We start from the raw sequence: 6,160 nt of genomic DNA, 5'->3' as shown, positions 1-6,160 counted from the left end.
TTTTTCTCTAATCTCATCAAGGGTAAGTTCAAAAAGATTCTCATCCATTGGTCCAATTGGGATAGTTTTGTTTTTAATGCCGTCAAGTCCAGCCATAAGCAAGCTCACAAAGGCTAAATATGGACAAGAAGTGCTATCTGGAAAACGCATTTCGATACGAGCTGAGTTTTTGCCTATACCATAAGGCACGCGACAACTTGCCGAGCGGTTTTGACAAGAATAAGTTAAAATCGAAGGTGCTTCAAAACCTGGTATTAAACGTTTGTATGAGTTTGAACTTGGATTTGTGAAAGCAGCTACGCTTCTTGCGTGAGCTAAAACTCCACCTATATAGTGGATAGCAGTTTGACTAAGCCCACCATAGCCTGTCTTATCATAAAACAAATTCACTCCATTTTTCCAAAGGCTCATATGCACGTGCATACCATTTCCATTGTCTCCATAAAGCGGTTTTGGCATAAAAGTTGCAGTTTTGCCGTTAAGATGAGCAACCATTCTTACGACATATTTATAAATTTGCACGTTATCAGCAGCTTCAACAAGGGTGCCAAAATTTACACCTATTTCGCCTTGTCCTTGAGCAACCTCGTGATGATGAACAAAGGTTGTAAGTCCTACTTTTTCAAGAGTTTGCACCATTTCAGCTCTTAAATCTACCATGCTATCAATTGGTTGAACTGGAAAATAGCCTCCCTTAGTGCGTGGGCGATGCCCTGTGTTATAGCCATCTACATAGTCTTTATCATCATTCCATTCGCCTTCTTCTGTGTCTATTTCATACTTTGCACAATGAATATTATCCACAATTCGCACGCTATCAAAGATAAAGAATTCATTTTCTGGTCCAAAATATGCCGTGTCAGCAACACCACTTTCTTCAAGATATGCCATAGCTTTTTTAGCTATGCTCCTTGGGCATTTTTCATACATTTGTCCTTTATAAATATCATACACATCACAAAAAACGATGATAGTAATATCAGCCGTAAAAGGATCTAAAAAAGCACTTTGTGCATCTGGCTTTAAGATCATGTCTGATTTTTCAATCGGCTGCCAACCTTCTATAGAGCTACCATCAAAAGGAATTCCTTCTTCAAAATGATCTTTTTTAATCGCATGGATATTGTAAGTGATATGGTGCCAAGTGCCTATTATATCAGTGAATCTAAAATCCACAAAGGCAACTTCATTTTTTTTGCAAAAATCAAAAAAATCATCAACACTTTTTACAAATTTTCCCATTTTTTCTCCTTCAAAATTTAAGTTGAGGAAATTGTATCATAAAATTATTTAATTAAGCTTAAATTAATAAAAAAAATATATTCAAAATAATAAAGAATTATCCTATAGCTATAAAAACTAAAAAAACAAAGACAATTGCTTTATAAATTTAACACAACAAAAAGCTTTTTGTGAATTTTTGCATATTTTTATTTGATATTTTAAAAATTTTGAATATAATTATATTGCTAAAAAAATATAAAAAATTGTATTTAATCAGTTTTTAAGGAAAAGAAATGACTCAAGAAGAACTTGATGTTTTGATGGGCGATAAGGAAAAGGTAAATATTGATGAACTTAACTCCCAAAATGAGCAACCCAAAAACGATCCAAATCATAAAACAGCGTATGGTGATATAGTAGATGGTATAAAATCACAAGATTATAAATCCTCATCACACATTGCTTGGCCTCCTCCGCCGCCAAATCAAGAACATAAGGTTGTCCATCAACTTGATGATGTAACTAGAGATAGTGAAGAAAAGGCTATTGAACAGCTTGATAGACTTGAAATTATGAGCAATCATTTCTCAAATTCAGAAACATCACTCAAACAACTTGACGCAATCTTTAAGAAAAATATAGAAATTTTTTCCATTTTAAGTGAAAAATTCCCAAATGTTCAAACCTTTCGACAAGCTTTACAAAGCAATCAAAGCAGTCAAAGTATCATCTCTGAAATCATTGAATGGCTTGAAGCTGGACAAGATGAAGCGATGATGGCGATGGATGCGATGCAGTATCAAGACATACACCGACAAAAAATCGAAAGAGCGATTAATGTTATACGTGCTTTAAATCGTTATATGAGTTCTTTATTTGAAGGTAAGATTGATGATAATAAACGTGTAGGTTCAGCAGTGCATATTAATGGCGACTCGACTGAAAATGTGGTAAGCAATGATGATATAGAAGCCTTAATCACAAGCCTAGGGCAAAAAAGTGATCAAGCCTGAGATCGTTGCTCCAGCAGGAAATTTTTCAAAGCTTAAGATAGCCTTAGCTTATGGAACTGACGCTGTTTATGCTGGGGTAAATCATTTTTCTTTACGCTCTCGTGTAGCAAAGGAATTTGATTATGAAAGTTTTGAAAAAGCTATACACTATACTCATAACTTGGGTAAAAAGATTTTTGTTACTATAAATGGCTTTCATTTAAGCACTCAAATAGAAGGCTTAAAAAGACATATCTTAAGACTTAAAGAAATGAAGCCAGACGCTTTTATCGTCGCTTCCATTGGGGCTATGCGTTTGGTTAAAGAGCTTGCTCCTGAGATCAATTTGCACGTTTCAACTCAAGCTAATATTTTAAATTATCTTGATTCTAAGGCTTATGAGGATTTGGGTGCAAAAAGGATAGTTATCGCAAGAGAATTAGGGCTTAAAGACGCAAAAATCATTAAAGAGCATTGCCCAAAGCTAGAACTTGAAGCCTTTGTGCATGGTTCTATGTGTTTTGCGTATTCTGGACGCTGCTTGATCAGTTCAGTGCAAAGTGGGCGTATGAGTAATAGAGGCTCTTGTGCAAATGATTGCCGTTTTTCCTATGAGCTTTATGCTAAAAATCCAGAAAATGGGGTTTTATTCCGCCTTGAAGAAGATAAAAGCGGAACGCATATTTTTAATTCAAAGGATTTAAATTTAAGCTCGCACATAGAAAAGATTATGAAAGAAGAATGCGTGAATGCTTTTAAGATAGAGGGTAGAACAAAAAGTGAGTATTATGTGGCTTTAACAACAAGAACCTATAAAATGGCGATTGAAGATGTGTTAAGAGGTGAGTTTCAAGCCAAAAAATATGAAGCTGAAATTCATACCTTAAAAAATAGAGGTTTTACAGATGGATACTTGATCTCAAGAGCCTATGAAAAAGCTGATACGCAAAGCCATTACTCAAGCTTAGAACTTGGCTCTCATCAAGTAGAAGCCTTTAGTGAAGATGGGGAATTTTTTAAGTGCAAGGGTAAGATCAAGCCTTGTCAAAGCTATGAAATTTTAGCTCCACTTGAAAGTAAGATAGAGCTTGTAGATAATGAATTTGGCGTGATTTTTAAGGAAAATGATCGATATTTTGTTGAGTTTAAAAAACTTATAGCAAAAAATAATAAAGAATTTAAAGAAATCCACAGTGGCAATGAAAATGAGATTAAAATGCCAAGCAAACTTCCTGAATTTAGTTTTTTAAGAAAGGAAATAATATGAGCTTTGTAAGCATAGTTATAGGAAGTAAGAGTGATTATGAAGTGATGAAAGAAGCTGCAAATACACTTGAAAAATTTGGCATAAAATACGAACTCATCATCACTTCAGCACACAGAAGCCCAGAAAGAACAAGCGAGTATATCAAAGAAGCTGAACAAAAAGGTGCAAAGGTTTTTATCGCTGCAGCTGGTATGGCGGCTCATTTAGCTGGAGCAGTTGCAGCACATACAACTAAACCTGTTTTAGGTGTGCCAATGTCTGGCTTAAATTTAGCTTCTATGGATAGCGTGTTTTCTACTTTACAAATGCCAAGTGGTATACCTGTAGCAACTTTAGCTATTGGGAAGGCAGGGGCTGTTAATGCTGCAATTTTAGCAGTTCAAATTTTAGCTTTAAATGACGAAAAGCTTGCAAAAACTTTGCTTGAAGACAGAAAAGCCCAAGAAGAAAAGCTGATCAACGATAGCCTTAGTGTTGAAGTAAGAATTTAAAAAAGGAAAAAAGATGCAAACATATCTAGAACTTGATGAGTTTTGCAAACTCGTGCATTTAAATGAAGATGTAGTAAAATCCATGATGGCAAACAATACTTTGAATTTCAAAGAAGAGGATGGTAAAATTTATATAGAAGCCCATCAAGGCACTTTTTCTGTTGTCCCAAGCTCTAAGGACAAAACAAGCGTGGTAAGCTCTATGAGCTTAGCTGGAGAAAGCTTTGTTGAAAAAACTATAGGCACGATTTTAAATTTGCATGAAAAAGTTTTAGATGCTAAAGATGAGACTTTAGATGCATTAAAAGGGGAAAATAAATTCTTAAAAGATGCACTTTATTCTATGCAAGAGCTGTATGATGAAGATAGAAAAGTCATAGACAGCTTAAACTCGCAACTTAAGCATACTATGGAAGAGCTTGAGTTTATGAAAAGAAAATATAAACTTATGTGGAATAAAGCTGTGGATAATTTCACCGGCACAGCAGCTTTAAAAGCTGTAGAAAATGCGACTTTAAATGTGAGTGCTTCAAATTCTACAAATTCTGATCAAAGCATTGCTTCTCAAAATAAAACAAATGTTCAGCCTGAAACAAAGGGCGAAGTATGACTTTTTCTCAAATCATTTTAACTCTGCAGGATTTTTGGCAAAAACAAGGCTGTGTTATCGTTCAGCCTTATGATTTTCCAGCTGGAGCAGGCACCTTTCATCCGGCTACTTTTTTAAGAAGTTTAAGTTCTAAGCCTTGGGCAGTGGCTTATGTAGCACCTTCAAGACGTCCTGCTGATGGGCGTTATGGGGATAATCCAAATCGCTTGGGAGCGTATTATCAATTTCAAGTTTTAATCAAACCAAGCCCTGATAATATCCAAGAACTTTATCTCAAAAGCCTTGAAAGCTTAGGTTTTGATCTTAAAAATCATGATATTCGTTTTGTTGAGGATAATTGGGAAAGTCCAAGTCTTGGGGCTTGGGGCTTGGGATGGGAAGTATGGCTTGATGGTATGGAAGTTACACAATTTACTTATTTTCAGCAAGTTGGGGGCTTTGCGGTAAAGCAAGTTAGTGCCGAGATCACTTATGGTCTTGAGCGTTTGGCTATGTATTTGCAAGGTAAAAACAATGTTTTTGATATAGTGTGGAATGAATTTAATAAACAAGTCATTACTTATGGCGATGTGCATAAGCAAAATGAATTTGAGTTTAGCAAATACAGCTTTGAGTTAAGCTCGGTTGAAAGGCTAAATATCCAGTTTCAAAATGCTTATGAAGAGTGCAAAAGTGTGCTTGAGGCAGGTTTTGCTCTACCAGCGTATGATTATTGCTTGCTTGCGGCTCATACCTTTAATTTACTTGATGCAAGAGGAGCTATTTCTGTAGCTCAAAGACAAGATTATATGCTTAAAATTAGAGAACTCTCAAAGCAATGTGCTTTAGTGTATCAAGAAAGCTTAAATGAAACTGAGTGAAATTTATGCTTTTTTAGATAAGCTTAGTCCTTTTGATACCCAAGAAGCTTGGGACAATAGCGGACTTTTGCTTGGCAATGCTGATGATGAAATCAGCACGGTGTATCTTAGCCTTGATATAGATGAAAATTTGATTGAAAAAGCCCAGCCAAACTCGCTTTTTATCACACATCATCCTTTGATCTTTAAGGGCTTAAAAGAACTTAGCTCAAATACATATCCAAGAGCTTTTATAAAAGAAATGATACGTAAAAATATAGCCTTAATCTCTTTACATACAAATTATGATAAAAGTCATTTAAATGCGTATTTTGTGGAGGAAATTTTAGGCTTTAGAATCAGTTTTAAGGAAGGATTTTTAGCTTATGTGGATTGTGAGTTAAGCTTTGATGAGCTTATTGCTCATCTTAAGCTAAAGCTTAATTTAAAGCAAATTCACACTAGCTTTGTGGGTAAAAAAGAGCTTAAAAAGCTAGCTATTTGCACGGGTAGTGGAGGGGATCTAATTCCTTTTGTAAAAGCAGATTGTTTTTTAAGTGGGGATTTTAAATATCATCAAGCTTGTGAAGCTATGGCAAATAAACTTTCTTTGATAGATATAAAACACTATGAAAGTGAAATTTGTTTTGCGAATTCTTTAGCAAAACACTTGCAAAATTTGAACTTAAACGCTATAATATCAGTTTGCAAAAATCCATTCCAATATTTTTAAGGAA

General features: G+C 34.9%; 7 protein-coding genes. 6 read left to right on the top strand and 1 reads right to left on the bottom strand.

Annotated features, from left to right (window positions below; all coding sequences use genetic code 11):
* Window positions 1–1,242: type I glutamate--ammonia ligase (gene glnA / locus DMB91_RS01230; protein WP_143116760.1), on the bottom strand; the 1,242-nt coding region annotated here is incomplete at its 3' end.
* Between the two features lie 275 nt (window positions 1,243–1,517).
* Here glnA and DMB91_RS01225 point away from each other — a divergent pair.
* Genes DMB91_RS01225 through DMB91_RS01200 form a run of 6 tightly spaced genes read left to right on the top strand, consistent with a single transcriptional unit; the run spans window position 1,518 to window position 6,156 of the window.
* Window positions 1,518–2,237, top strand: coding sequence for a hypothetical protein (locus DMB91_RS01225; protein ID WP_034902909.1), 720 nt, complete (start codon window positions 1,518–1,520; stop codon window positions 2,235–2,237).
* Window positions 2,224–3,483 (top strand): peptidase U32 family protein, encoded by a 1,260-nt coding sequence (locus tag DMB91_RS01220; RefSeq protein WP_034902906.1) that lies wholly within the window; start codon window positions 2,224–2,226, stop codon window positions 3,481–3,483. The genes DMB91_RS01225 and DMB91_RS01220 overlap by 14 nt, the downstream gene beginning before the upstream one ends.
* Window positions 3,480–3,974 (top strand): 5-(carboxyamino)imidazole ribonucleotide mutase, encoded by a 495-nt coding sequence (gene purE, locus DMB91_RS01215; protein ID WP_034902903.1) that lies wholly within the window; start codon window positions 3,480–3,482, stop codon window positions 3,972–3,974. Before DMB91_RS01220 ends, purE begins: the two co-directional genes overlap by 4 nt.
* Window positions 3,975–3,987: 13 nt before the next feature.
* Window positions 3,988–4,584, top strand: a complete 597-nt coding sequence (locus DMB91_RS01210) for a DUF3972 domain-containing protein (RefSeq protein ID WP_081946889.1) — start codon at window positions 3,988–3,990, stop codon at window positions 4,582–4,584.
* Window positions 4,581–5,444 (top strand): glycine--tRNA ligase subunit alpha, encoded by an 864-nt coding sequence (glyQ, locus tag DMB91_RS01205; RefSeq protein WP_034902900.1) that lies wholly within the window; start codon window positions 4,581–4,583, stop codon window positions 5,442–5,444. The genes DMB91_RS01210 and glyQ overlap by 4 nt, the downstream gene beginning before the upstream one ends.
* Window positions 5,431–6,156: a Nif3-like dinuclear metal center hexameric protein gene (locus DMB91_RS01200; protein WP_034902896.1), complete on the top strand. Its 726-nt coding sequence runs from the start codon at window positions 5,431–5,433 to the stop codon at window positions 6,154–6,156. Before glyQ ends, DMB91_RS01200 begins: the two co-directional genes overlap by 14 nt.
* The last annotated feature ends 4 nt before the right edge of the window (window positions 6,157–6,160 follow it).

It is taken from the genome of Campylobacter sp. MIT 97-5078, assembly GCF_006864455.1.
Classification (GTDB): Bacteria; Campylobacterota; Campylobacteria; order Campylobacterales; family Campylobacteraceae; genus Campylobacter_D.
The sequence above is the reverse complement of the archived record's forward strand: the minus strand, read 5'-3'. Positions and strand labels throughout refer to the sequence as shown.

What these genes read in the sequence shown, in the direction of transcription:
- glyQ (WP_034902900.1), top strand. Translation starts at nt 4,581, where the DNA reads ATGACTTTTTCTCAAATCATTTTAACTCTGCAGGATTTTTGGCAAAAA.
- DMB91_RS01225 (WP_034902909.1), top strand. Translation starts at nt 1,518, where the DNA reads ATGACTCAAGAAGAACTTGATGTTTTGATGGGCGATAAGGAAAAGGTA.
- purE (WP_034902903.1), top strand. Translation starts at nt 3,480, where the DNA reads ATGAGCTTTGTAAGCATAGTTATAGGAAGTAAGAGTGATTATGAAGTG.
- DMB91_RS01210 (WP_081946889.1), top strand. Translation starts at nt 3,988, where the DNA reads ATGCAAACATATCTAGAACTTGATGAGTTTTGCAAACTCGTGCATTTA.
- DMB91_RS01200 (WP_034902896.1), top strand. Translation starts at nt 5,431, where the DNA reads ATGAAACTGAGTGAAATTTATGCTTTTTTAGATAAGCTTAGTCCTTTT.